This window comes from Xanthomonas sp. F4 (assembly GCF_011761895.1).
In genome coordinates this window covers 42,923-67,198 of sequence record NZ_JAASQX010000006.1, presented here as the reverse complement: position 1 = coordinate 67,198, position 24,276 = coordinate 42,923, and the positions used below count along the sequence as shown (strand labels likewise).

Sequence of the window (24,276 nt, the reverse complement as noted above, 5' to 3'; positions counted from 1 at the left end):
GCTGAACGCTCGATCATTGGTCTTCCGCCGGTTGCATGGACGGCAGGCGCGATGCGCGCTGCCCATTGCTTGCGTGCGGTGCTACATCTAGCCGCCAGCATGCCGGCGGCGGCAGCGGGACGGCGCCGCAGGGCGCGTGCTGTCCGCCAGATGCGGGATCGCGGACGACGCAGCGAAGCGCAGCGTGCGTCTTGCGTGGTTGTGGAGAGGGATGGCGCACGGCTGGAGCGGCCGCATGCAGGCGCCCTCCACCCTGTTCCGCTGTGGCTGTGGCTGTGGCTGTGGCTGTGGCCGTCGCCGATCGTTCGTCGTGGATTGCCGTCGGCCGTTGCGACGCCGCGCTGCCGCGACGTGACCGTGCCGCCCCATGGCCGCATCGCCGCAACTGGAACAGCGCACATCCGGCGATGGCGGGGCACGAGCTGTCTGCAGCGCATCCACACCTGCAGACAGCAGAAAGGCGGCTTGCGCCGCCTTCTGCGAGGATGCTGCGGGACACCGCGCTCAGTGCGGCGAGGCCACCGACTTGGACGAGGACGCGCCCTTCTTGTCCTTCGGGTCCGGACGCTCGGCCATCAGGTTGTCGCTGCCGAAGTCGGTGTCCACGTCCAGCCAGCGCTGCGCCGGCAGGCCGATCGCGCGGTCGAGGACGGTCGGCAGCAGGCCCGAGGGCAGGCCGCTTTCGCCGTTCCACAGGATCGCCACAGCGAAGTCGCGTTCCGGCACCAGCGCGATCAGGCCCCGGTAGCCCTGCACCGCGCCGGCATGGAAGATCACCTGGTGGCCGGAGTAGTCGAACACGCGCCAGCCCAGCGCGTAGCTGGCCGAGTTGACCCGCGCGCGGCGCCAGCCCGAGCGCATCTCGCCCGGGGTGAGGATCAGCGGTGCGTGCAGGGTCGCCAGCAGCGGCTCCGGCAGCACGTCCGGGCGATGCCCGGTCTGCGCGATCAGCCACTGCGCCATGTCGCTGATGCTGGCGTTGACGCCGGCGGCGGGCGCCAGGCGGTAGTAGGTCGGCTTGGGCGTCAGCGAGACCCAGCCGTTGCGGCTGCGCACGTGCGGGCGCGCCCAGCGCGGGCTGGCCTGGATGCCGGCCAGGCCCATGCTGGCGTCGTTCATGCCCAGCGGCTTGAAGATGCGGCGCTCCACCGACTGCTCGTAGAAGCTGCCGGACGCGGCGAACACCACGTCGCCGATCAGGCTGAAGGCGACGTTCTGGTAGGCGTAGCACTCGCCCGGCGCGCACTTCAGCGGCGCATAGGCGAGCTTGTGGCTGAGCGTGTAGTAGTCGAGGTTGGATTCGACGTCGCGGTCGTAGGCGTTGTAGGTGAGACCGACGCGGTGGCTGAGCAGGTCGGCGACGTTCAGCTGGCGCGTGGCCACCGGATCGCTGAGCTGGAAGCCAGGCACGTAGTCGACGACCTTGCTGTCCCAGCGCAGGGTGCCGTCGTTGACCAGCAGGCCGGCCATGGTGCCGGCGAACGCCTTGGACAGCGAGGCCAGGCGGAACACGGTGTGCGCATCGACCGGCTCGGGACGGTTGACGTCGGTGACGCCGTAGCCGCGCGCGCTGAGCACCTGGCCGTTGTGCACGATGGCCATCGCCAGGCCGGGCACGCGCTCGCCATAGGTCAACTGTTCGGCCACAGACTCCAGCGCGGCGACGTCGAAGTCCCTGGCCAGCGGCAGCACCTGGCTCTGGGTGAGCGAGGCGCGGTAGGGCAGCGGCTGGGTCGGCGAGGTGTAGCGCGTGGCTTCGGTGTGCAGCGGCGGCGGCAGCGGTTGCGCGGGCGCCGGCGTCTGTGCGGTGGAGGACATCGCAAAGGGCAGCAATGCCCCGAGCAACCCGGTTGCCACCGGTCGAAGGAGCCGGTGCCTGCTGTTCTGTGTCATTGCGCCTGAGGCCTGTGAGGTGCTGCCGGCCACGATTCTAGCGCCGGATTTCTCGAATGCACAAACTGGGAGAAGATGAATAGGCATCGCCTTGATCCTGCTGGGGATTTCCCGCGTCGGACGGGGGTGCGCAGGCCTGCCAGCGAGGGGCGGCGTGGACTGCGGCGGATGCCGATGGACATGCAATCGCCGTGCCGCGCAAGGCCGTCGCGGGGGGCGCGGGGCCATCCATCCGCGGCGGGGCACCGCTTCTAGCCCCTCTCCCCCCGGGAGAGGGGTTGGGGTGAGGGTACGGTGACCCGGGCACTAGCAGAACCACCGTAGCAACGGTTGGCAATCGCCGCCGCTAGCCATTGCGGCACCGCCCTCACCGCAGCCGCCTCACCCCTCCCGCAGGACCATGCGCCCACGGATCAGGTCGGCGGCGCGCTCGGCGATCATCATCGTCGGGCCATTGGTGTTGCCGCTGACCAGGCGCGGCATCACCGAGGCGTCGACCACGCGCAGGCCGTCGAGCCCGCGCAGGCGCAGCTGCGGATCGACCACCGCCTGCGCGTCGCTGCCCATCCGGCAGGTGCCGATCGGGTGATAGATGGTTTCGGCCTTGGCGCGGATGAAGGCGATCAACCCGGCCTCGTCCAGATCCTCGCGCGCCGGCAGCAGCGGCGCGCCGCGCCAGGCATCGAACGCCGGCTGCTGCAGGATGTGCCGCGCCAGGCGCGCGCATTCCACCAGCATGCGCAGGTCGAAACCGTCGGGGTCGCTCAGGTAGTTGGCCTGGATCCGCGCCGGCGTGCGCGGGTCGGCGTCGTTGAGCGCGATGCGGCCACGGCTGCGCGGCTGCAGGTGGCAGGCGTGCAGGGTGAAGCCGTCGCCGGGCAGGCGATTGCGGCCGTGGTCGTCGAGCATCGCCGGCACGAAGTGCATCTGGATGTCGGCGCGCGCGTCCGGCGCCAGCGGCGAGCGGATGAAGGCGCCGGCCTCGGCGATGTTGCTGCTGCCGGCGCCACGGTGCCCGCGCAGGAAATAGTCGAAGGCGATCTTGGCCTGGTTGCGGCGGTCGTAGCTGATGCCCGGGCGGGTGCGATACAGCGTGCACACGTCCAGGTGGTCCTGCAGGTTGGCGCCGACCTGCGGCTGGTCCAGCTGTACCGCGATGCCGTGGCGGCGCAGCGCATCGGCCGGGCCGATGCCCGAGAGCATCAGCAGCTGCGGCGAGTTCACCGCGCCGGCGCTGAGCAGCACCTCGCGCGCCGCGCGCGCCTGCACCTCGCGGCCGCCCTGCGCATAGGCGACGCCGACCACGCGTCCGCCCTCGATCAGCAGGCGCAGCACCAGTGCGTCGGTGACCACCTGCAGGTTGTCGCGCATGCGCGCCGGCGCCAGGTAGGCGACCGCGGCCGAGCAGCGCGCGCCATTCTTCTGGGTGACCTGGTACAGGCCCACGCCCTGTTGCTGCGGGCCGTTGAAATCGGGGTTGTGCGGAAAGCCCGCCTCCTGCGCGGCGGCCACGAACACCTCCGAGAGTGGGTTGTGGTAGCGCAGGTCGGAGACGTGCAGCGGGCCGTCGCCGCCATGCAGCGCATCGCCGCCGCGGCTGTTGCATTCGCTGCGGCGGAAGTACGGCAGCACGCCGCGCCAGTCCCAGCCATCGGCGCCGTCGGCCGACCAGTCGTCGTAGTCGGCGGGCACGCCGCGCACGTAGCACATGGCGTTGATCGAACTGGAACCGCCGAGCACCTTGCCGCGCGGCCACCACAGCCGGCGACCGTTCAAGGCCGGCTCGGCCTCGGTCAGGTAGTTCCAGTTGATGCGGCGGTTGTTGGCCAGGCGCGCCAGGCCGGCTGGCATGTGGATGAAGGGATTGCTGTCGCGCGGCCCGGCCTCGATCAGCAGCACCTTGCAGTCGCGGTCCTCGCTCAGGCGGTTGGCGAGCACGCAGCCGGCCGAGCCTGCGCCGATGATGATGAAGTCGTACACCCGCGATGTCCCCTCAGTTCCTGGCGCCGACGCTAGTCGCCGGGGATAGAGCATATGCTCGGCGCGGGCTGCCGCCGGGTGCGATGCAAGCGCGGCGTGGTGTGCGCATGGCGCGCGCGCTGGCGGTGTTGCGGTGCATCAGCTACCGTGCGCGTTTTCCGCTCCGAAAATCGCCATGTCCCGTTCCTGCGCCAGGGTCCGCCGCCGATGAGCGCCGCCCCGCATGCCCCCGGCGCGCTGGCGCGGTTGCGCGGCGCCCTGCGCGATTCGCCGCCGCTGGCGTGGGCGTTCCTGTACTTCTTCTCGCTGCTCAGCGGCTACTACGTGCTGCGGCCGGTGCGCGAGGCGATGGGCGCCTCCGCCGACGTGGCCGCGGTGTTCCCGCCGGCGATGATCGCGTTCTTCGCGGCGCACGGCATGCCACTGAAGGAGTTCGCGCTGCAGGTGCTGTTCACCTGCACCTTCCTGATCATGCTGTTGCTGCAGCCGATCTACGGCGCGCTGGTCAGCCGCTATCCGCGACGGGTGTTCCTGCCGGTGGTGTACGGCTTCTTCATCGCCACGCTGCTGCTGTTCTACGTGCTGTTCGACAGCGGCGTGCCCGGGCGCGGCATGGCCTTCTTCCTGTGGATCTCCGTATTCAACCTGTTCGCGGTGGCGGTGTTCTGGAGCTTCATGGCCGATGTCTTCAACAATGCCGAAGCGCGCGCCTATTACGGCTACATCGGCGCCGCCGGCACGCTTGGCGCGTTCCTGGGGCCGGTGATCGCCAGCAGCCTGGTCGAACGCATCGGCATCGCCAACCTGATGCTGGTGTCGGCCGGCTTCCTGGTGGTCAGCGTGGTGTGCCTGCTGCGCCTGCGGCTGTGGGCGGTCGCCCGCGAACGCGAGCGTGGCGTGGTCGGCGGCGAGGTGCCGATGGGCGGCGACGTGCTGGCCGGGCTGAAGCTGATCGCGCGCGAACCGCTGCTGCGCTGGCTCGCCCTGATGTCGGTGTTCGGCGTGGGCGTGGGCACCCTGCTGTACAACGAACAGGCGGCGATCGTGCGCCGCCTCTACACCGACGCGGCGGCCAGCACCGCCTTCTACGCCAACATCGACCTGGCGGTGAACGCGGTGACCCTGGTGCTGCAGCTGCTGGTCACGCGCGCGCTGCTGTCGCGCTTCGGCATCGGGCCGGCGCTGCTGATTCCCGGCTGCGCGATCCTACTCGGCTACTCGTTGCTGGCGGTGTCGCCGCTGCCGATGCTGGTAGCGGTGGTGCAGGTGGTGACCCGCGCCGGCGAGTTCTCCCTGGCCAAGCCGGCGCGCGAAACCCTGTACACCCGGGTCGGCCGCGAATGGCGCTACAAGGCTGGCGCGGCGATCGATACGGTGATCTATCGTGGCAGCGACCTCAGCTTCGCATGGTTGTACAAGCTGCTGTCGGGGTTCGGCTCGCAGGTGGTGTTCGTCGCGGGCCTGCTGGCCGCCTCCGGCATGACCCTGGGCGCGTGGCGGCTGCTGCGCGAGGCGGCCAAGCTGCCACCGGAACGCACGCCGCCGACGCGGTGAGCCGGCGCAGCGTGGGGACTGGCCGCCCATCGGCACGCTGGCTATGCTGGCGCCCTGTCTCCTGTGCCGGATAGCACGATGATCCTGTTGGCTTCGATCCTGGTGGGCGCGGTCGCGCTGCTGCACCTGTACATCCTGGTACTGGAGATGGTCCTGTGGACGCGTCCGCTGGGCATGAAGGTCTTCCGCAACTCACCGGAGAAGGCCCAGGCCACGCGCGTGCTGGCCGCCAACCAGGGACTCTACAACGGCTTCCTCGCCGCCGGCCTGGCCTGGGGCCTGGTCGCGCAGCGGGTCGACGTGATGCTGTTCTTCCTCGGTTGCGTGGTCGTGGCCGGCCTGTACGGCGGCTGGAGCGTCAGCCGCCGCATCGTGTTCGTGCAGGCGCTGCCGGCGGCGCTGGCGATCGCCGCGGTGTTGCTGGCGTACTGAGCACGGTCGCACGCCGCACACCGCCCAGGCGACGCAGCGGTCAGGCCGTGGTCGGCGCGCGTGGCGACACCCACATCGCGATGCGCGCGACGCACACCACCTTCGCGCGCGGATCGCGGATCTCCACGCTGACCGGCAGGTCGTCACCGCGCTCGGCGGCGATGATCGCCACGTCCGGCGTGGCCATCGCATGCATCGGGCCCAGCGCCTTGTTGCGGTATTCCACCTGCATGCCCTTGGGAGTCCAGCGCATCGAGGGCAGCAGGCTGGCGTCGACCATGAGTCCGCCGGCCAGCTCCGCCAGGTTGCACAGGGCGATCGCGTGCACGGTGCCGATGTGGTTGTTGACCCGGCGCCGGTGCGCGATGCGCGCCTCGCAGCGGCCCGGCTCCAGGACGGTGATGCGCGGGGCGATGCTGGCGAAGTAGGACGCCTTGAAGCACACCGCACGCGAGGACAGCCAGGATCCCCCGGGTTAGCGTTGCAAGCGGCGATAGAGCGAAAGCAGTCGACGCATCGCAGTTCCCTCAAACGCACGACGGCGGACCGAAGTCCGCCGCCGTGGGTGTTGCATGGCCAGAACGATCAGGCCGCTTCGCGCGAATGCCCGTCGTCGGCCGCGGCGGCGGCACGCTGGTAGTAGCTTGCCGAGCGCAGCTCGTCGGTGTCGAAGTCGTCGACGCTGATCGTGTCCATGGTGATCTCGCGCAGCTCCTCCAGCTGACGGCGCTCGTCGGCCGAGAGCACGCCTTCGCGCACCGCCTCGTCCAACTGCGAGGCGAAGTCCAGCGACTCGATGCCCTTGCTCTTGAGCGCCTTCAGGAACTTGCGCTCCACCGGCTCGGCCAGCACGGCCTTGGTCAGGTAGCTGGCGATGCGCCCGCCGGGGTTGTTCTCGCACGGGGTCAGGAACACGCCCTGGCCCAGGCGATCGCGCGCCTCGTTGGGGGTCATCAGCAGCGCGGCGACGCGGTGACCCAGGCGGTCGCCCGGCGCCTCGGCGCGGCGGCCCCACGGGAAGATCAGCGCCCACATCAGCCAGCCGACCGGACGGATCGGGAAGTTGCGCAGTGCCGCCGACAGCGCCAGTTCGATCTTGTGCACGCTGTCGTGGAAGGCCCACGCCAGCAGCGGCTGGTCGGTGGCCGGCGCGCCGTCGTCGTGGTAGCGCTTGAGCATGGCGCTGGTCATGTAGACATGGCTCAGCACGTCGCCCAGGCGTCCGGACAGCGACTCCTTGAACTTCAGCTTGCCGCCGAGCATCAGCATCGACACGTCGGCCATCAGCGCCAGGTTCGCCGAGTAGCGGTCCAGCTTGCGGAAGTAGCGGCGGGTGTAGGCGTCGCCCGGGGCGGCGCCGATGCGCGCAGCGGTCAGGCCGAACCACAGCGAGCGCACCGCGTTGGAGATGGCGAAGCCGATGTGGCCGAACAGGTTGCGATCGAACTCGTCGACGCCGGCCTTGTGGTCCGGGTTGCCGGCGGCCTTCATCTCCTTCATCACCCACGGATGGCACAGGATTGCGCCCTGGCCGAAGATCAGCAGGCTGCGGGTCATGATGTTGGCGCCTTCCACGGTGATCGCGATCGGCGCGGCCTGCCAGCTGCGGCCGGCGAAGTTGCGCGGGCCCAGGATGATGCCCTTGCCGCCGACCACGTCCATCACGTCGCTGATGACCTCGCGGCTCATCGTGGTGCAGTGGTACTTGGCGATCGCCGACGGCACCGACGGCACGTCGCCGCGGTCCACCGCCGCAGCGGTGGCCTGCGACAGCGCGCTGATCGCATAGGCCTTGCCGCCGATCCGCGCCAGCGCCTCTTCCACGCCTTCGAAGCGGCCGACCGACAGGCCGAACTGCTTGCGGATGCGCGCATACGCACCGGTGACGACCGCGCCGAACTTGGCGCCGCCGCTGGCCGTGGAGGGCAGGGTGATCGAGCGGCCCACGGCCAGGCACTCGTTGAGCATGTTCCAGCCCTTGCCGACCATCTCCACGCCGCCGATCAGCTGGCTCAGCGGGATGAACACTTCGCGGCCGTGGATCGGGCCGTTCTGGAACGGCGAGTTCAGCGGGAAGTGGCGGCGGCCGATCTCGACCCCCGGGGTCTCGCGCGGCAGCAGCGCCAGGGTGATGCCGATGTCCTTGGTATCGCCGATCAGGCCTTCCGGGTCGTACATGCGGAACGCCAGGCCGACCAGGGTCGCCACCGGGGCCAGGGTGATGTAGCGCTTGTCGAAGGTCAGCTTGACGCCGAGCACGTTGGCGCCGTTCCACTCGCCCTTGCAGACGATGCCGTAGTCGGGGATCGAGGTGGCGTCGGAGCCTGCGAACGGACCGGTCAGGCCGAAGCAGGGCACTTCCTGTCCCACCGCCAGACGCGGCAGGTAGTAGTCCTTCTGGTCCTTGGAGCCGTAGTGCAGCAGCAGTTCGCCGGGGCCCAGCGAGTTGGGCACGCCGACGGTGGAACTGACCACGCTGGAGACCGAGGCGATCTTCTGGATCACCTTGTGGTGCGCCAGTGCGGAGAAGCCGAGGCCACCGTATTCCTTCGGGATGATCATGCCGAAGAACTTGTTCTTCTTGATGAAGCCCCAGATCTCCGGCGGCAGGTCGGCATGGACGTGGGTGATTTCCCAGTCGTTGGTCATCCGGCACAGCTCTTCCACCGGTCCATCGAGGAAGGCCTGCTCTTCGGCGGTCAGCTGTGGCTTGGGATAGTTCAGCAGCTTTTGCCAGTCCGGATCGCCGGTGAACAGTTCGCCTTCGAATCCGACCGAGCCGGTTTCCAGGGCGATGCGCTCGGTCTGCGACAGCGGCGGCAGCACCTTGCGGAACACCTTGAGCATCGGTGCGGTGAGCAGCGGCTTGCGCACGAACGGCAACAGCAGTGGCACCGCGACCACCGCCAGTACGACGGCGGCGACGATGGTGGCGACGTGGTTGGCGCCGAGCAGCCAGCACGCGACCAGCAGCGTGGCGCTCAACGCGGCCCAGACGGCGAGCCGCATGCGGTGATAGGCGGCGAACGCGCCGGCCAGCAACAACACGAGGAAGGGGGCAATGATGCTCATGGGCGTGCTCCGGGGAGGTACTCGGTGACGGCGGACGATGCGCCGGCGCAGGCCGGTGGCAGGGCGTCCAGATAGTGCAACACAGTGGCGGTAAATGCGGCGTTGTCGTCGCCGGCCAGCATATGCGTGGCTTCGGGCAGATGCGCATGCTGCGCATGCGGCACCAGCGACAGGAATTCTTCGATGGTCTGCGGCGTGACCAGATCGCTGCGGCCGCCGCTGATCAGCAGCAGTGGGCACCGCACGTGCGCAGCGGCCTGCGCGATCGCGCCCTGGTGCTGGTCGCTGTCGCGTGCCAGTTCTTCGACCAGGCGCGGATCCCAGTGCCAGTACCAGCGGCCGTCGGCGTGCTGCCGCAGCACGCTGCGCAAGGCCTCGGGCGACTTGCGCGCGCGCTGCGGCAGATAGGCGGCGATGGCATCGCCGGCCTCGTCCAGGCTGGCGAAACCCTGCGGGTGCGCGGTCATGAAGGCCAGGATGCGTTCGACCCCGGCGGGTTGCCAGCGCGGGGTGATGTCCACCAGCACCATCGCGCGGAACAGACCCGGCCAGCGCGATTCGGCGATCAGCCCGAACAACCCACCCATCGAGGCGGCGACCAGCACCGGCGGCGGCGACATCTCGCCGGCGACCACGATCAGGTCGTCGGTGAACTGCTCGCCGCGATAGGGCAGATCCGCCGGGTTGCGTGCGGAATCGCCATGGCCGCGCGCATCGTAGGCGACACTGCGGTAGCCATGCGTCTGCAGCGCCGCGGCGGTCGCCGACCAGGCGTGCCGGGTCTGGCCGAAGCCATGTGCGAACAGCACCGATCCGGCCTCACCGGGACCGGTGATGGTCGCGGCCAGCGCCAGCTCGCCGGCGCCGGACAGGGCGGCCGAGACGGCATGCGGGACAGTGGCGGAAGAGGAAACCATACGAGATAGTATGGTCGCTCTGCCGGGCATGTCAATACGATGCAGTATGGGTGCGAAAAACCAACGCTGCCGGGCATTTGCGCCGGCCGTGCGGAGGCCACATACTGCAACCGACGTCCCCGTATGGTTAAATCCACGGATGAATACCGCGCCCGCTCCTTCCTCCGATGACGGCGCCGCTTCCGGCGGCGGCCGCACCAACCGGCTCAGTGCCGAAGACTGGGCGCAGGCCGCCCTGGACCTGATCGCCGAACAGGGCGTGAGCGCGGTGGCGGTGGAACCGCTGGCGCGGCGCCTGGGCGTCACCAAGGGCAGCTTCTACTGGCACTTCCCCTCGCGCGATGCATTGCTGCAGGCCGCGCTGGAGCGCTGGGAACTGGTCGAACAGCAACAGGTGTTCGGCAGCCTGGAAGAAGTGCCGGATCCGCGCACGCGGCTGCGCGCGCTGTTCCAACTGGTCGCGCACGAGGTCAAGCCGCACATCATCTACAGCGAATTGCTGAAGGCGCTCGACCATCCGGCAGTGCGGCCGGTGATCGACCGCGTCTCGCAGCGGCGCATGGAGTATCTGATCGCCTCGTTCCGCCAGGCCGGGCTCAGCCGGACCGACGCGCAGCATCGCGCACGCCTGGCCTATGCCGCCTACGTCGGCTTCCTGCAGCTGTCGCTGCAGTTGCACCAGCCCAAGCAGGCGCGCGAGGACTTCGAGGCCTACGTCGAACACGTCATCGTGACCTTGATTCCGGGCTGATCCCTGCGGGGTGACGCGTCGGCATTGAATGCTGACGCATACCGAAGCGGTCGCATAAAAAACCGGCGCAAAAAAAACGGCCCCTTTCGGGGCCGTTCTTGTTACCGGAACATCCGGCGGTATCAGAACCGCTGGGTGTATTGCATGAACAGGTAACGGTCGTAGTCCAGCATCGGATCGATGGACGAAGAGCTGTTGTTGGTCAGCGAGTAGGTGATCGGCGGCTGCTTGTTCCACACGTTGCGAGCACCCACGGTGACCGCGCCGTTCCAGGGGGCCGACCAGGTCATCGAGACGTCCTGATAGGTGATGGCTCCCTTCTTGTTGGCGCCCACGCCACCGCCCCAACCAGCGTTGGGCGTCTGGTAGTTCGGATCGTTGCACTCTTCGGCGTACTGGCAGAAATCGCGGTAACCGCCGTAGTAGCGCAGGTTCCAGCTGGCCGACAGGTCGCCCTTGACCCAGTTCACGCCGAGCGTGGCCCGAACGCGCGGGTAGTTCCAGTAGCCCGCGTAGTCGTTCCAGGGGCTGCCATTGTCGCTCTGCTGCCGGAACGCAACCAGGTAGTTGCTATCCAGTCGCAGCGAGAACTGGCCGACCGCGAATTCCGGCAGGCGATAGTTCGCGACGAAGTTGTAGCCTTCGGTTTCCAGCGCACCCAGATTGGTGTTGCCGCGGCTCAGGCTGACCACCTGGCCGGTGGCCGCATCGCGGGTGTAGTTACAGAACGAGGTGACGCCGTTGTAGCACTGGTTCAGCACATAGGTCGCGCTGACCGCGGTGATCACGTTGGAGATGCTGATCTTGTACCAGTCGAGCGAGAAGTCCAGGCCCTGCACCCAGTGCGGGCTGAAGACCAGGCCGACCGTGCGGGTCTTGCTGTACTCAGGCTGCAGCGTGGCGTTGCCCACACCCGCCTGGAACGCGGTGTTGCTCTGCGTTTCGCGGGCGCTGACCGGCTGGCCGGCGTTGTCGGTCTGGCGGAAGTTCGTCGAGAGGCCTTCCGACGCGCAGCGCGCTGCCACGGCGGGCGTGGACAGCTGGCCGAAGCGCGCATCGCACGGGTCGGTGAACGGATCGAAGGACTGCGAGCCGCCGCCGAAGGTGTCGTCCAGGGTCGGGGCGCGGAAGCCCTTGCCGTACGTGCCACGCACCAGCAGATCCTCAACCGGCTTCCAGGTCAGGCTGAACTTGCTGTTGGTGGTGTTGCCGAACCGGTCGTAGTCCGAGTAGCGGCTCGCCACGTCGAACGAGAGTTCCTTGGCGAACGGCACGTCCTTCAGGACCGGAATCATCAATTCCAGGTAGGCTTCGTTGGTCTTGTACTTGCCCGTGGTCGGCGCGGCGGCCAGGTCGGTGGTGTAACCGGCGCTGGAGAGCTGATCCGGGTAGTCGTAGCCGCTGACTTCGCGGTGCTCGACACCTGCCGCGAACGCGAATTCGCCTGCCGAACCCGGCATGTCGAACAGGCCGCCGGTGATGTTGGCGAAGTACTGCTTGCTCACGCTCTGCTGGGTGGCCTGGCCGAGGGTGCTGACGTACTTCAACGCGTCGGCGGTGGACGCGGACGGGCCGCCGAGGATGTTGAACGGCGTGCACTGCCCGGCAGCCAGGTTGGTGCCCAGCGCGATCGGGTTCGCCGCGGTACCGCACTGGACCACGCCCTGGGCGTTCAGGAACGAAGGTCCCAGGGCCTTCTGCAGCGCCAGCAGGTTGATGTTGCCGGTGCTGATCTGGGTGACGTCGTACTTGTTGTAGTTCATGCCGACGTCCCAGTTCCAGCCATGGGTGCCGACATCGAACGCGCCTTCCAGGGCGGCGTCGAAGTGGAAGCTCTTGACGTTGTTTTCCGACACGCGCGGGATTTCCGTGATACGACGGAACCACGAGGTGATGTCCTGGCCGACCGGGTTGTAGTAGCTCTGGCCGCTGATGGAGACCGGGAACGTGCGCTGCGAGGTCGCGCTCAGCGGATAGCCGCCGACCTGGCGCGTGGAATCGCGCTCGGAGTACATCGCCGTCGACTTGAAGGTGATGTTCTCGTTGATATCGAAGCTGCCGGAGGTGAAGACCGACTTCGTCTCATTGCCCTGCGCCAGCATCATCTGCTGGGTGACGTTGAAGCGATCGTCGGTGGTCAGGCCATTGTGGTAGTTGGCGAGGTTGCGCGAATCGGCGCCGACGCCGTTGCCGTCCCACGAACCGGTGTGGTTCAGGACGTAGGTGTTGCCGTTGGAGTTGAAGCGGCCCCACGGACCGGTGGCGCTCAGGCCGTCCAGCGGGTGGTTCGGCCCAAAGGTGGTGCGGGTCAGGTCGCGATCCTTGGCGAACACCGGATCTTCCTTGGTGTAGCTGGCGCCGAAGATGAGCGAGGAGTGGTCGCCGCTGGCGCCCAGGGTGATCGAGTAGGACTGCTTCTGGCCGTCGCCGCGGCCGTTCTGGCCGAACAGCGCCGAGGCTTCGGCACCTTCGAAATTCTTGCGCAGGATGATGTTGACCACGCCGGCAACGGCGTCGGAGCCGTAGATCGCCGAGGCGCCGTCCTTCAGCACTTCGATGCGATCGATCAGGGCGCTCGGGATGGTCGACAGGTCGGTGTAGCCGGCCAGGCTGGAGGTCCAACGCTTGCCGTTCACCAGCACCAGGGTGCGCTGCTCGCCCAGGTTGTACAGGTTGACGTACTGGCCACCCTGTTCCGCGTTCGAGGTCAGCACCGCTGCCTTGCTGAACGTCTGGGTGCCGGAGACAGTGAGGTTCTGCAGGATGTCGCCGACGCTCACCAGGCCGGACTTCTTGATCTCCTCAGAGGAGACGGTGAAGACCGGCTGGGCGGTCTCGACGTCCACCGAACGGATGCGCGAACCGGTGACTTCGATGCGATCCAGGTTGGTGGCGCTGCCGCTTGCGTCCTGAGCGACGGCTGCGCCCGCGGTGCCACCGGCGCCCACGACCAGCGCGAGCACGACTGCATCACGCAGTGTGTTGGTCTTGCAATTCATTAGCTCTCTCTCCGAAAGATTGGGTAAAGCCCAAGGTTTGCCTGTGGGCGGAATCGAAAATGCGATTCCAAGTCCCTTCAGGGTGCCTGGATGGTATCCCGGCCGGAGGAAGAATTAAAGTCCCGTTAACAAAGCGATGTTTTGACGTGAATTCAAGTAAAAATCACGCATCCATCACAAAATTCATTGTGATGGGGGCGGCGCGTGCCGCAAGTGGGTGGCTACAGATCCTGCTCGTAGCGCACGTAGGGGATGGTCCCCTCTTCGGTGCTGATGTTGTTCGGCGAGAACGGGTTCTTGCCGCGGGTGATGACGTTCTCGGCGCCGACGGTGAGCTGGCCGCTCCACGGAGTGCGCCAGGTCAGGCCCACGCCGAGGCCGGTCCACTTGCCGGGCTGGCCGGGGGCATCGACGACGCGGCCGATGACGTTGGCGCTGAAGGAGCCGTAGCCGCCGCCGATGCTCAGGCTCTTGCTGTCCCAGCGGTCGAGCATGGCCGGGGTGGCGTCGGCGATCGGCACCAGGCGCGCCTTGGCGTAGGTGCCGCCGATCGAAACGAAGCCCTCGCGGCCGATGTTCTGCTGCGCGAAGACGGTCAGGTCGTTCTGCTCCATCCGCATCGACGGCGTCTTGTTGGCGCCAGCCAGCCAGGCGGGAAGATTCTCGCGGCCGGTACCGGCCGACAGTGACAGGCGCCCGCCGGGGCGGTTGAAGGTGGTGGTGGCGGCGACATGGTGGCCGTTGGTGCCGTCGTCGTCGCCCAGGCTGGCCAGCATGCAGTGGCTGGCCAGGCCGCTGATGCTGCTGCCGCTGGCGCTGTTGCACAGCAGGCCCAGCGAGTCGCCCGAGGACAGGCCGAACGCGGCATCCAGGGAGTTGCGACCGAAATGCCAGCGTGCGCCGACCGCCTGCTCGCCGGTGGGCTCCAGGTACAGCAGTGCCTCGACCTTGCCGCTGCCCTTGTTCCAGACCGGCAGCACGGTGCGGTCCTGGCCGTTAGCGGGCTTGTTCTGCGCATGCACGCCCGTGCTCGCCGCAAGGGCGATCAGCAGGGCGAGCGGTAGGCGCAGGAAGGGTCGCATCAGCAGTCTGAGACTTGGGGCGGGCACGAAAGTTCCCGCCGGACAGGGTGGTTGATGCTAGTGGGTTTATGTTTCTTTAACAAGTCGGACTCCCCGGTCGCGACGCGTATTCCCGCTAGTGCAAGCGCTCCGAGGACGTCGGTTCAGCTTGCGTTACGGCAAACAATACTCCGAATTCCGTCAAGGGGAAGTCATAGTGACGGCCGCAGAATTCGCAGCGGATCTCAACTTGGCCGGTTGCCTCGGCCGCCGCCCGGGCTTCCTCCTCGCCCAGCGAGCGCAGCATCGCCGCGACCCGCTCGCGCGAGCAAGAACAGCCGAAGCGCAGCGGGCGATCGCCCAGCAGGTCCGGGGTCTCCTCGTGGAACAGCCGGTGCAGCAGGGTCTCGGCCGGCGTCGCCAGCAGTTCGGCCTCGCCGACGGTCTCGAACAGCGCGCCGGCGCGGTTCCAGCCGTCCTCGTCGCCGGCGTCGCCGGGCAGCTTCTGCAGCAGCAGGCCGGCGGCGTGGGTGCCGTCGGCGGCCAGGATCAGTCGCGTCGGCAACTGCTCGGACTGGCGGAAGTAGTCCTCGAAGGCTTCGTCCAGCTCGGCCGAGGACATCGCCACCAGGCTCTGGTAGCGCTGCGGTTCGCGCGGGTCCAGGCCGGGGTTCTCGATGGTGATCGCCAGCAGGGCGTCGTCGCCGAGCGCACGCAGGTCGCGCGGGGCGTCCTGGCCTTCGCTCAGCTGGACGATGCCACGCAACGTGCCGGCCGCGGTGCACTCGGCGAACAGGGTACGCAGCGCGCCCTGGCTGCGCAGTTGCACTGACAGGCGCCCGTCGACCTTGGTATGGCCGGTGAACAGGGCCGCGGCGACGCAGGCCTCGCCCAGCAGCTCGGTGGCCGCGGCGGGGTAGCTGGCCGGCGCCAGGATCTCGCGCCAGGTGTCGTGCAGACGCACGTGCACGCCGCGCACGCCGGCGCCGGGCAGCAGGAAGCGGGTCAGACGATCGTCGGAAGAATGCATTGCGGCCTCGCTGCGCATGGGAAGATGGCGACCGCACGAGAGTGGATCGTCACGGTGGACCAGATCGAAGAGAGCATAGGAATGGGGGCGGCGCGCCGCGATGCAAGTGGCGCTGCGCCGGCGCGTCCGCGCACCAGGCGCTGGCGCCGCTGGGTGCTGCTGGCGCCGCTGATCTTCGTGCTGGCGAGCGTGTCGCAGGTGCTGCTGCTGCGCTTCATCGATCCGCCGTTCTCGGCGATGATGCTGGAGCGCCAGCTCGGCGCCTGGGCAAGTGGCGACTGGTCGTATCGCATCGCCTACGACTGGCGCGACACCGCGCAGATCGCGCCGAGCCTGCCGATCTCGCTGGTCGCCGCGGAGGACCAGCGCTTCCCCAGCCACCACGGCTTCGACCTGGACGCGATCGAGAAGGCGCGCGACCACAACGCGCGCGGCGGGCGCCTGCGCGGCGCCAGCACGATCAGCCAGCAGGTCGCCAAGAACGTGTTCCTGTGGCAGGGCCGCAGTTGGCTGCGCAAGGGGTTGGAGGCCTGGTACACGGTGCTGATCGAGGCGCTGTGGTCGAAGCAGCGCATTCTCGAGGTGTACGCCAACGTCGCCGAGTTCGGCGACGGCGTGTACGGCGCGCAGGCGGCCGCGCGCAGTTTCTGGAACAAGGACGCAGCGCAACTGACGCCGGCGCAGAGCGCGCTGCTGGCGGCGGTGCTGCCGGCGCCGCAACGCTATGACGCCACCCGTCCCGGCCCCTACGTGCAGGGCCGCGCCAACTGGATCCAGCGCCAGACCCGGCAACTGGGCGGGCCGGCGTACCTGCAGGCCCCGTAGGCTAGGAGCCCTCTCCCCTCCGGAGAGGCGGTGGGGTAAGGGTGCGGCAGCGCGCGCGTGGGTCCGGCGGCAGACGCACCCTCATTCGCCCCTTCGGGGCACCTTCTCCTGGAGGGAGAAGGGGAGGCGCTGGATCTTGCGCTGTAGGTTGAGGTGTCCTGACTCAGCCCCTCTCCCACCGGGAGAGGGGTTGGGGTGAGGGTACGGCCGCACGTGGGCATTGAGGTTCGGCGGCAGGCGACCCTCATCCGCCCCTGTTGGGCACCTTCTCCCGGTGGGAGAAGGGAGGCGCGGGATCTTGCGCTGTAGATTGAGGTGTCCGGACTCAGCCCCTCTACCATGGGGAGAGGGGTTGGGGTGAGGGTGCGGCCCGCACGCGGGCATTGAGGTTGACCGGCAGGCGAACTCTCGTCCGCCCCTTCGGGGCACCTTACTCCTGACGTGAGAGGGGAGTGGACTCTGGATCTTGTCGGGTACGGCGCCCGCCGCTGGTGAACGCGCAGGCGGCTCCGTACCATCCGCCGATGGAATCCGAACGCCTCACCGTCGTCGTCACTGCGTTCAACGAGGCGCAGACCCTGCCGCTGTTGCACCCGCGCATCCTCGCCGCGCTCGATGACGTGCCGGGGCTGGAGGGGCGCGTGCTGTACGTGGACGACGGCAGCCGCGATGCCACCTGGGAGACGATCCAGGCGCTGGCCGCGTCCGATCCGCGGGTCGGGGCGTTGCGCCTGTCGCGCAATTTCGGCAAGGAACTGGCGCTGACCGCGGGGCTGGACTGCGTCGATCGCGGCGCGGCGATGCTGCTGGATGCCGATGGCCAGGATCCGCCGGAACTGATCGGGCAGTTCGTGGCGCACTGGCGCGACGGCTACGACGACATCTACGGCACGCGCCTGGTGCGCGAAGGCGAGGGCTGGCTCAAGCGCGGCACCGCAGCGCTGTTCTACCGGGTGATCGGGCGGCTGTCGAAGACACCGATCCCCGCCGATACCGGCGATTTCCGCCTGCTGTCGCCGCGCGCGCTGGCCGCACTGCGGCAGTTGCGCGAGCGCCATCGCTTCATGAAGGGATTGTTCGGCTGGATCGGCTTCCGCCGTCTGGCGGTACCGTACAAACGCGCGCCGCGGCTGGCCGGGCGCAGCAAGTTCAGCCTGTGGCGGCTGTGGAACTTCGCCCTGGACGGCATCACCGGCTTCTCCACTGCGCCGCTGCGGGTGGCCACTTACCTGGGGCTGGCGACGGCGGTCGGCGCCTTCCTGTTCGCGATCTGGGTGGTGGTCAAGGCGGCGCTGTGGGGCGACCCCGTGGCGGGCTGGCCGACGATGATGGCGGTCATCCTGTTCCTGGGCGGCGTGCAACTGATCGCGCTGGGCCTGATCGGCGAATACCTGGGCCGGCTGTACGAGGAATCCAAACAACGTCCGCTGTATCTGGTGGAGACCTGGCATGCACCGGGCGAAGGAGTATGCTCGGCCGGGCGATCCAGCGAACCGGGAGGCAGCGATGCGGACGGTACGGCAGGTCTTGAGCGAAAAGGGCAATGAGATCCACGCGGTCGCGCCGGACACGGCGGTGATCGAGGCGCTGCGGCTGATGGCCGCCAAGGGCATCGGCGCGGTGCTGGTGATGCAGGACGGACAGCTGTCCGGCATCCTGTCCGAGCGCGATTACGCACGCAAGGTGGTCCTGCAGGACCGCTCCTCGGCGACCACGCCGGTGCGCGACATCATGAGCAGCCGGGTGCATACCGTGGACCCGTCGCAGAGCGTGCAGCAGTGCATGGAACTGATGACCGGGCAACGCATCCGCCATCTGCCGGTGGTGGACGCCGGCACCGTGATCGGCGTGATCTCGATCGGCGACCTGGTCAAGGCGGTGATCGAGGAGCAGCGCGCGGAGCTGGATCAGTTGCAGGAGTACATCAGGAGTTGAGGGGCTGGGAATCGGGAGTGGGGAATCGGGAATAGGAGATCAAAAGCACGGCCGCCCTGCAGCCATCTCGAGGCATTGGTCGCCTGACAAAATCGGCTCTCGGGATGCGCTCTTGATCTTGCGATTCCCTATTCCCGATTCCCCACTCTCGGCTTCACCGCCCGCACTGAATATCCTTGCCCGGCCCGGTCTCGATGGTCGCGAGCAGGGCGGCCGGCGGGGCGATGCTGCCCAGGGCCACGGCGATCGCGCCGCGCACGCCCAGGGCCTTGAAGTCGGGGCGGAAGCTCGGGTCCTTGAAGGTGCCGCCGACGCGCAGCGGCGAACGCAGGGCGAGGATGCTGTGGTCCTTCGGCTGCGCCTTCAGCAGCAGGTCCAGGCGCTCCTGGCCCAGGTCGATGGTGCCGCTGCCGACCAGCAAGGTGTCGGTGCTGTCGAAGGCCAGCGCGCGCGAGGTCATCACCCCGTGCTGCACGCCGAAGTCGCCGAACGCGCAGCGCACCGGGATCTCGCGGTCCTTGGTCACCAGGTACTTCAGCGACTCGGCGATATCCAGGCCGGCCAGTTCCATCACCAGGTTGCTGATGCGGCCTTTGCCCATGCCGACGGCGACGCTGCCGTCGGCGCTGCCCAGCATCTGTGCGATCGAGTTGCCGCTGCCGGCCAGCGCGACCTCGCCGCCGATCGCGCCGGCGGCCTCCTTGGCCAGCTTGCCGTCGGGGAACAACTTGCCCAGCTGGATGCCGCGGATCGACAGCTGCGCGCGGGTGAACAGGGTGGGCTTGCGCGCATCCATGCGGATGTCCGAGCGGATGTCGCCGCCGGCCACGCCGAAGTTCAGCGGTTGCAGCAGCAGGACGCCGTCGTCGAGCTTCAGGTGCGCGTCCATGTCCTCCAGCGGCAGCGACGGCGCGTTGATGCGCTGCGCCTTCCAGCGCACGTCGGCATCCATCGCGCGCAGCTTGCCGAGGTCATACGGGGTGGACGGCAGCACCTTGTCGGTAGCGGCGAGCTTGGCTGCCTGCGCCTTCTGCTCGGCATTGGCGGTCTCGCCGGCGCCGGTGCGCGGCGGCGCGCCGACGAAGCCGGCCAGATCGTCGAAATCCAGGCGTTGCGAGCGCAGGTCGGCGCGCAGGAACGGGCGCTGCCCGGCGGTGTCGATCTGCACGGTGCCGGCCAGGTCGCTGTCACCCGCACGGCCACGGAAGTCCTGGTAGCGCCAGCGATCGCCGTCGCGCTGCAGACGTCCGTCCAACTGGTAGGGAGGGGTGGAAGGGATGGCGATGCCCAGCAGCGGATACAGGTGGGCCATGTCGGTGCCGGCCAGTTGCAGTTGCAGGTCGAAGACGCGCAACTGGAACGGGTTGGTCAGGGTGCCGCGCATGTGCGCACGCGTGCTGCCGGCGCTGCCGCGCAGATCGACGCGGAACGGATGATCGCTCTCGCTCAGTTCCAACGGTGAGGCGGTACTGCCCTTCAGGGTGAAGGGATTGCCACGCCAGCGACCGTCGCCGCTGACCGTGATCGGCGGCGCCGCATCGCCACGGCGGCGCTGCCCGACCTGGCTGTCGACGGCGATGTCGATCTCGGTGCGCCCGGCCGGGTCCTGGAAACGAAGATGTCCCTGCTGTACCAGCAAGGCGCCCAGGACCACTGGCCTGCCGCCGTCGTCGGACTGGTCGAACGCCCAGTTGCCGGGCTGCCCGGCCGGCCCGGTCTCCAGCAGCAGGTCGGGTTTGGTCAGGCGGATCTCGGGGATGCGCACGCGGCCGCGCAGCAGCGGCCACAGCGCGATATCCAGTTCGGCGCGGTCGGCGCTGGCCATCTGCGGCTGCTTCGACCAGTCGGCGTTGGCGAAGCGCAGGCGATCGCCGCGCACGGTGATGATGCGGCCAAGATCCACGTCCAGGTTGCCGTCGATATGGAAGGCGCGGCCGGTGCGCGCCTGTACCGCACGTTCCACCGGCGCCTTGAACCAGTTCCAGTCGAAGATCAGGATGATGACGAGCAGGAGCAGCACCAGCGCGCCGAGCACGAACGGCCAGCGCCGCAGGCGGCCATCGTTGCGCCGCCAGGGCCAGGAGCGGGATGCGGAAGCAGGGTCGAGAGCCATGCGGCCATCCTAGGCAGCGGCCGTGCACGGGGCGCGAAAGCGAGCGGCCGCCTCAAAGCACCTGGCTGGTCACCGCCACGAAGTGGCAGACGCTGCCGGCGAGCACGAACAGATGCCAGATGGCATGGAAGTAGCGCACGGTATCGCGCTGGTAGAAGTAGGTGCCCAGGGTGTAGAACAGGCCGCCAGCCAGTAGCCAGCACAGGGTGGGAACATCGACCGAGCGCAGCAGTGGCTCGATCGCCACGACGATCAGCCAACCCATGGCGAGGTAGAGGATGGTCGACAGCAGGCGGAAGCGGCCGGTAAAGAAGAGCTTGAACACCACCCCGGCCACGGCGATGGTCCAGATCGCGGCGAACAGGCCCCAGCCCCAGGGGCCGCGCAGGCCGATCAGGGTGAACGGGGTGTAGGTGCCGGCGATCAGCACGTAGATCGCGCAATGGTCCAGTACCTGCAGCCGCGCTTTGGCGCCCGGATGCGGGATGGCGTGGTACAGCGTGGAGGCGGTGTACAGCAACAGCAAAGCGACCCCGAACACGATCGCGCCGGCCAGCTGCCAGCCATCGCCGTAGATCGCGGCGAGGGTGATCAGCACCGAGCTGCCGGCCAGTGCGGCGATCGCGCCGAGGCCGTGGGTCAGCGCGCTGGCCAGTTCGTCGCGCCAGTCGGTGGAAGGCGGCGCGTCGGCGTTCGAGTAGGCGGGCGAACGGTCTGCATCCATGGGACCGCAAGGTACCGCAATTGCGAGCGGTTCGCATCCGCTGTGGCGCCAGCGGGTGGCGCCGGTTGGGCGTGCGCTCAGCCGGCGCGCGCCCACGCTCGGCGCAGGCTCAGTCCACCGCGACGCTGTACGCGTGTTCGCGGGTGGCGGCGAACCGCACGTCCGGCGCGCGTTCCTGCGCCAGTTGCAGGTTGACCCGGGTCGGTGCCAGGTAGACCAGTTCGCCGGCGGCATCGATGCCCAGGTTCATCGCGTTCTTCTCGCGGAACTCTTCCAGCTTCTTGGGGTTGTCGCAGTGCACCCAGCGTGCGGTGACCACGCCGACCGGCTCGAAGCTGGCGTCCACGCCGTATTCGTCCTTCAGCCGGTAGGCGACCACGTCGAACTGCAGGGTACCGACCGCGCCCAGGATCAAGTCGTTGCTCATCAACGGACGGAAGAACTGGGTGGCGCCTTCCTCGGACAGCTGCGCCAGACCTTTCTGCAGCTGCTTGAGCTTGAGCGGGTCGCGCAGGCGCGCGCGGCGGAACAGTTCCGGGGCGAAGTTGGGGATGCCGGTGAACGACAGCGACTCGCCCTCGGTGAAGGTGTCGCCGATGGAAATGGTGCCGTGGTTGTGGATGCCGATGACGTCGCCGGGGTAGGCCTCGGCGGCGATCTCGCGGTCGCTGGCCATGAAGGTCAGCGCGTTGGCCAGCTTGACCTCCTTGCCGGTGCGCACGTGCAGGGTCTTCATGCCGGCGGCGAAGCGGCCCGAGCAGATGCGCATGAAGGCGACGCGGTCGCGGTGCTGCGGGTCCATGTTGGCCTGGATCTTGAACACGAAGCCGGTCAATTTGTCCTCGCCGGCTTGCACCTGGCGGCCGGTGGTGGCGCGCGCCTGCGGCGGCGGCGCGTGCTCGGCGAAGAAGTCCAGCAGCGGCTGCACGCCGAAGTTGTTCACGCCGGAGCCGAAGAACACCGGGGTCTGCTTGCCGGCGCGGTAGGCGTCGAGGTCGAAGGCGTGGCTGGCGCCCTGCACCAGTTCCAGTTCGTCGCGCAGGTCGGCCAGCATCTGCGCGCCGATCTTTTCGGCCAGGCCGGGTGCGTCCAGCGACGGGAAGATGGTCGAATCCTGGCGGGTGAAGTTGCGGCCGGGCTCGTACAGGTGCACCTCGCCGGTGACCAGGTGCACCACGCCCTTGAGGCGCTGGCCCATGCCGATCGGCCAGGTCACCGGCGCGCATTCGATGCCCAGCACCGTCTCCACCTCGTCGAGCAGGTCGATCGGGTCCTTGCCCTCGCGGTCGAGCTTGTTGATGAAGGTCATGATCGGCGTGTCGCGCAGCCGGCACACCTCCATCAGCTTGATGGTGCGCTCTTCCACGCCCTTGGCCACGTCGATCACCATCAGTGCCGAGTCCACCGCGGTGAGCACGCGGTAGGTGTCCTCGCCGAAGTCGGCGTGGCCGGGGGTGTCGAGCAGATTGATGATCTTGCCTTCGTACGGGAACTGCATCACCGACGAGGTCACCGAGATGCCGCGCTCCTTTTCCAGCGCCATCCAGTCCGAGGTGGCGTGGCGCGCGGCCTTGCGGCCCTTCACCGAGCCGGCCATCTGGATCGCCCCACCGAACAGCAGCAGCTTTTCGGTCAGCGTGGTCTTGCCGGCGTCGGGGTGGGAAATGATGGCGAAGGTGCGGCGGCGCGCAGCTTCGGTGGCGACTTCGGACATGGGCGGCACGCCCGCAAAGGGCGTCATCGGCAAAGGAGGAAGCCGCCGATTATAGCGGGCTTCCCGCAAGGCCCGTTCAGTTCGGCAGCCAGGGATGCGGGCGCTTGCTGGACTGGCGATGCGCGGTGAGCGAACTCGGCGAGTAGGGACGTGCTCAGAGCGGATCGGGATGGGCGAAGCGCAGCTCGCCCAGCGGGCCGGCCATCCGGAACGGCGCCGATTCCAGGCGCAGGCCGCGGTTGAGCTGGAGTGCGAAATGCAGGTGCGGGCCGCTGCTGAGGCCGGTGTTGCCGGACAGGCCGAGGCGTTCGCCGCGCCGCACCGCCTGGCCGACCCGTACCTGCACGCCGCCGGCGGCCAGGTGCGCGTAGATCGCCATGCTGCCGTCGGCGTGCAGCACCCGCACCAGGTTGGCGGCCTGGCCCAGGCGCGGGTCGGTGCCGGACTCGCGGAAGTCGTCGCGTACCTCCATCACCACGCCCTCGCGTGCGGCCAGCACCGGCGTGCCTTCGGCCAGGGCGAAATCCAGCGCATAGGCGTTGGCCGGATCGCGATGGCTGAAGGCGCCGCCGAAGCCCTGGTCGATGCGCACCGGGCGATCGACGAAGGGCAGGGCATACAGCACCGCGTCGGCATGGGCGCGCGGCGACCCGGGCACCGCTTCGATGCGCAGTCGGGCACCATCGCCACCGGTCTCGGCCAGGTCGCCGGGCGGATACAGGCGCGCGACCACGCGGCGTTCGCCGGCGGCCAACTCCACGGTCAGCGGCAGCGCGGGCACGGCGGTGAAGCCGGCGCTGTCGCCCAGCAGGCGGATCTGCACCGGGCCGCCGAGCGGATTGCCCAGCGCGACCTCGCGCAGGCCGCTGTCGCGGGCGGTCACCTCCAGCCATGCGGGTGCCGCTTGCGCCACCGGCCGCGGCGCCTTCCAGCGCAGCAGCGGCTGCGCGGACGCAGCGGTCGCCGCTGCCAGCGACAGGGCCACGGCAAGCCAGCGGCGGGGACGGCGTCGGCGCACGGAGAAGAGGCGTGATGGGGGAAGCGCAGTATGGCCGAGGCCAAGGATCGAAAAATCATATCGCTTCATCCGAATAAAGAGATTGACATGGCCGAAAATCGCTGGCATCGTGGCTCCACCATCGAGACCGGCGGAGGGACAGGCCCTTTGATGCCGGGGCAGCCAGCGGACGCGCAAGCGACCGTGTAGGTGCCAAATCCTGCGGGGACCACCGCGTCCGCCGAAAGATGGTTCGATCCATGCCCTCTGCATGGCGAA

The 24,276-nt window shown here is 68.5% G+C and carries 18 protein-coding genes and 1 riboswitch; of the genes, 6 read left to right on the top strand and 12 right to left on the bottom strand.

What is annotated here, in order from left to right:
- Positions 1–504: 504 nt before the first annotated feature.
- Together FHR66_RS17210 and FHR66_RS17205 are read right to left on the bottom strand one after the other, a co-directional pair.
- Positions 505–1,857 (bottom strand): serine hydrolase domain-containing protein, encoded by a 1,353-nt coding sequence (locus tag FHR66_RS17210; protein ID WP_184446895.1) that lies wholly within the window; start codon positions 1,855–1,857, stop codon positions 505–507.
- Between the two features lie 417 nt (positions 1,858–2,274).
- Complete coding sequence (locus tag FHR66_RS17205; protein ID WP_160965546.1) at positions 2,275–3,873, bottom strand: choline dehydrogenase; 1,599 nt, start codon at positions 3,871–3,873, stop codon at positions 2,275–2,277.
- 207 nt (positions 3,874–4,080) lie between these two features.
- On the opposite strand from FHR66_RS17205, the gene FHR66_RS17200 reads away from it, so the two are divergent.
- The gene (locus FHR66_RS17200) at positions 4,081–5,427 is read left to right on the top strand and encodes an NTP/NDP exchange transporter (protein WP_160965544.1); all 1,347 of its coding nucleotides are present in this window, start codon (positions 4,081–4,083) and stop codon (positions 5,425–5,427) included.
- Between the two features lie 78 nt (positions 5,428–5,505).
- A complete protein-coding gene (locus FHR66_RS17195) occupies positions 5,506–5,859 on the top strand; it encodes a DUF1304 domain-containing protein (RefSeq protein ID WP_010344196.1) in 354 nt (117 codons plus the stop codon).
- Between the two features lie 40 nt (positions 5,860–5,899).
- On the opposite strand, the gene FHR66_RS17190 is transcribed toward FHR66_RS17195, so the two are convergent.
- The 3 genes from FHR66_RS17190 to FHR66_RS17180 form a co-directional block, all read right to left on the bottom strand.
- Entirely contained in the window at positions 5,900–6,319 is a 420-nt protein-coding gene (locus FHR66_RS17190) for a hotdog fold domain-containing protein (protein WP_237475259.1), read from the bottom strand.
- Between the two features lie 125 nt (positions 6,320–6,444).
- The gene (locus FHR66_RS17185; protein ID WP_160965542.1) at positions 6,445–8,931 is read right to left on the bottom strand and encodes an acyl-CoA dehydrogenase; all 2,487 of its coding nucleotides are present in this window, start codon (positions 8,929–8,931) and stop codon (positions 6,445–6,447) included.
- Positions 8,928–9,848: an alpha/beta fold hydrolase gene (locus FHR66_RS17180; protein ID WP_160965540.1), complete on the bottom strand. Its 921-nt coding sequence runs from the start codon at positions 9,846–9,848 to the stop codon at positions 8,928–8,930. The genes FHR66_RS17185 and FHR66_RS17180 overlap by 4 nt, the downstream gene beginning before the upstream one ends.
- Positions 9,849–9,987: 139 nt before the next feature.
- On the opposite strand from FHR66_RS17180, the gene FHR66_RS17175 reads away from it, so the two are divergent.
- Complete coding sequence (locus FHR66_RS17175; protein ID WP_160965538.1) at positions 9,988–10,599, top strand: TetR/AcrR family transcriptional regulator; 612 nt, start codon at positions 9,988–9,990, stop codon at positions 10,597–10,599.
- Between the two features lie 122 nt (positions 10,600–10,721).
- Here FHR66_RS17175 and FHR66_RS17170 read toward each other — a convergent pair whose 3' ends face one another.
- From FHR66_RS17170 to hslO, 3 genes are all read right to left on the bottom strand, one after another.
- Positions 10,722–13,598 (bottom strand): TonB-dependent receptor plug domain-containing protein, encoded by a 2,877-nt coding sequence (locus FHR66_RS17170; protein WP_160965536.1) that lies wholly within the window; start codon positions 13,596–13,598, stop codon positions 10,722–10,724.
- Positions 13,599–13,819: 221 nt separating this feature from the next.
- On the bottom strand, positions 13,820–14,680 hold the full coding sequence (locus FHR66_RS17165) for an XOO1806 family protein (RefSeq protein WP_160965534.1): 861 nt from the start codon (positions 14,678–14,680) through the stop codon (positions 13,820–13,822).
- 115 nt (positions 14,681–14,795) lie between these two features.
- The gene (gene hslO / locus FHR66_RS17160) at positions 14,796–15,689 is read right to left on the bottom strand and encodes an Hsp33 family molecular chaperone HslO (RefSeq protein WP_160965532.1); all 894 of its coding nucleotides are present in this window, start codon (positions 15,687–15,689) and stop codon (positions 14,796–14,798) included.
- An 81-nt stretch (positions 15,690–15,770) separates the two neighbouring features.
- Here hslO and mtgA point away from each other — a divergent pair, with 81 nt between their 5' ends.
- The 3 genes from mtgA to FHR66_RS17145 all read left to right on the top strand — a co-directional run bounded on the left by mtgA (position 15,771) and on the right by FHR66_RS17145 (position 18,449).
- A complete protein-coding gene (gene mtgA, locus FHR66_RS17155) occupies positions 15,771–16,514 on the top strand; it encodes a monofunctional biosynthetic peptidoglycan transglycosylase (protein ID WP_160965660.1) in 744 nt (247 codons plus the stop codon).
- A 524-nt stretch (positions 16,515–17,038) separates the two neighbouring features.
- Positions 17,039–18,061, top strand: coding sequence for a glycosyltransferase family 2 protein (locus FHR66_RS17150; protein WP_160965530.1), 1,023 nt, complete (start codon positions 17,039–17,041; stop codon positions 18,059–18,061).
- Positions 18,021–18,449 carry a CBS domain-containing protein gene (locus FHR66_RS17145; RefSeq protein WP_160965528.1) on the top strand — a complete coding sequence of 143 codons (429 nt, stop codon included), beginning with the start codon at positions 18,021–18,023 and terminating at the stop codon, positions 18,447–18,449. The genes FHR66_RS17150 and FHR66_RS17145 overlap by 41 nt, the downstream gene beginning before the upstream one ends.
- Before the next feature lie 154 nt (positions 18,450–18,603).
- On the opposite strand, the gene FHR66_RS17140 is transcribed toward FHR66_RS17145, so the two are convergent.
- The 4 genes from FHR66_RS17140 to FHR66_RS17125 all read right to left on the bottom strand — a co-directional run bounded on the left by FHR66_RS17140 (position 18,604) and on the right by FHR66_RS17125 (position 23,985).
- A complete protein-coding gene (locus tag FHR66_RS17140) occupies positions 18,604–20,562 on the bottom strand; it encodes an AsmA family protein (protein ID WP_160965526.1) in 1,959 nt (652 codons plus the stop codon).
- Positions 20,563–20,614: 52 nt separating this feature from the next.
- Entirely contained in the window at positions 20,615–21,286 is a 672-nt protein-coding gene (gene trhA / locus FHR66_RS17135) for a PAQR family membrane homeostasis protein TrhA (RefSeq protein WP_160965524.1), read from the bottom strand.
- A gap of 109 nt (positions 21,287–21,395) precedes the next feature.
- Positions 21,396–23,000 (bottom strand): peptide chain release factor 3, encoded by a 1,605-nt coding sequence (locus FHR66_RS17130; protein WP_160965522.1) that lies wholly within the window; start codon positions 22,998–23,000, stop codon positions 21,396–21,398.
- 154 nt (positions 23,001–23,154) lie between these two features.
- Positions 23,155–23,985 (bottom strand): M23 family metallopeptidase, encoded by an 831-nt coding sequence (locus tag FHR66_RS17125; protein ID WP_160965520.1) that lies wholly within the window; start codon positions 23,983–23,985, stop codon positions 23,155–23,157.
- 148 nt (positions 23,986–24,133) lie between these two features.
- Positions 24,134–24,252: riboswitch (SAM riboswitch) on the top strand.
- Positions 24,253–24,276 lie beyond the last annotated feature (24 nt).